Annotated in this window: 1 protein-coding gene and 1 pseudogene; both read right to left on the reverse strand. The window is 76.8% G+C overall.

Translation table 11 applies throughout. From position 1 onward, the window contains the following. A pseudogene (locus tag KS423_RS46075) lies at nucleotides 1–313 on the reverse strand (ABC transporter permease); the annotation flags it as partial. After that, nucleotides 310–1,066 (reverse strand): ABC transporter ATP-binding protein (locus KS423_RS46080; protein ID WP_224285600.1); only part of this gene is annotated, 757 nt, incomplete at its 5' end. The gene KS423_RS46080 and the pseudogene KS423_RS46075, both read right to left, overlap by 4 nt.

Raw genomic sequence — 1,066 nt, forward strand, 5'->3', positions numbered from 1 at the left:
GGGCGGCCGCGACGCCGGGCAGCGCGGCCAGCCGGCCGACCAGCGCGGCGTCCGTCCGGGCCCGCTCCGGGGTGGCCTGTTCCTCGGTCTCGGTGTCCTCGCCGATCTTCCGCTGGATCTTCACCGCCTGGTCGGCCGCGACCACCACCGGGGCGGCGGCGTACCGGTCGGGCCGGACGCTCGCCGTCAGGCCGGTCTGCAGCAGCACCCCGCAGGCCACCACCACGGCGGCGCCCAGCAGCAGGGCGACCAGGGTGCCCACGAAGGACGCGGGCCGGAAGCGCACCGAGGCGCGTGCGAGTCCGTTCGTCATGCCGCCACTCCCACCGGGCGGGCGGTCAGCGCGACCATCCGGTCCGCGACGGCCTGCGGGCTCGGGTGCGGCAGGTCGTCCACGATCGCGCCGCCGGCCAGGAACAGCACCCGGTCGGCGAAGGAGGCCGCCACCGGGTCGTGGGTCACCATCACCACGGTCGCGCCGAGCGAGTCCACGGCCCGGCGCAGCAGGGCCAGCACCTCGTGCGCGGTCCGGGTGTCCAGCGCGCCGGTCGGCTCGTCGGCGAACACCACGTCGGGGCGGGTGATCAGCGCGCGGGCGATCGCCACCCGCTGCTGCTGACCACCGGACAGCTGGCCGGGCCGCCGCCGGGCGTGCTCGCCGAGGCCCACCCGCTCCAGCAACTCCCGTGCCCGGGCCCGGTCCTGGCGCTCCCCGGCGAGGCGCTGCGGGAGCAGCACGTTCTGCTCGACGGTGAGCGAGGGCAGCAGGTTGAAGGACTGGAAGACGAAGCCGATCCGGCTGCGGCGCAGCTTGGTGAGCCGGTTCTCGCTCAGCGCGGTGATGTCCTCGCCGCCGAGCCGGACCTGCCCGGAGTCCGGGCGGTCCAGGCCCGCCGCGCACTGGAGGAAGGTGGACTTGCCGGAGCCGGACGGGCCCATCACCGCGGTGAAGCTGCCGTGGCCGAGCGCCAGGTCGATCCCGCGCAGCGCCTGCACCGTCGCCTCGCCGCGCCCGTAGGTGCGGCGCACCCCGCGCAGCTCGACCGCCGGAGCCGCCGGCCGGGCG

Source organism: Streptomyces sp. LS1784 (assembly GCF_020103755.1).
In the GTDB taxonomy this organism is placed as follows: Bacteria; Actinomycetota; Actinomycetes; order Streptomycetales; family Streptomycetaceae; genus Kitasatospora.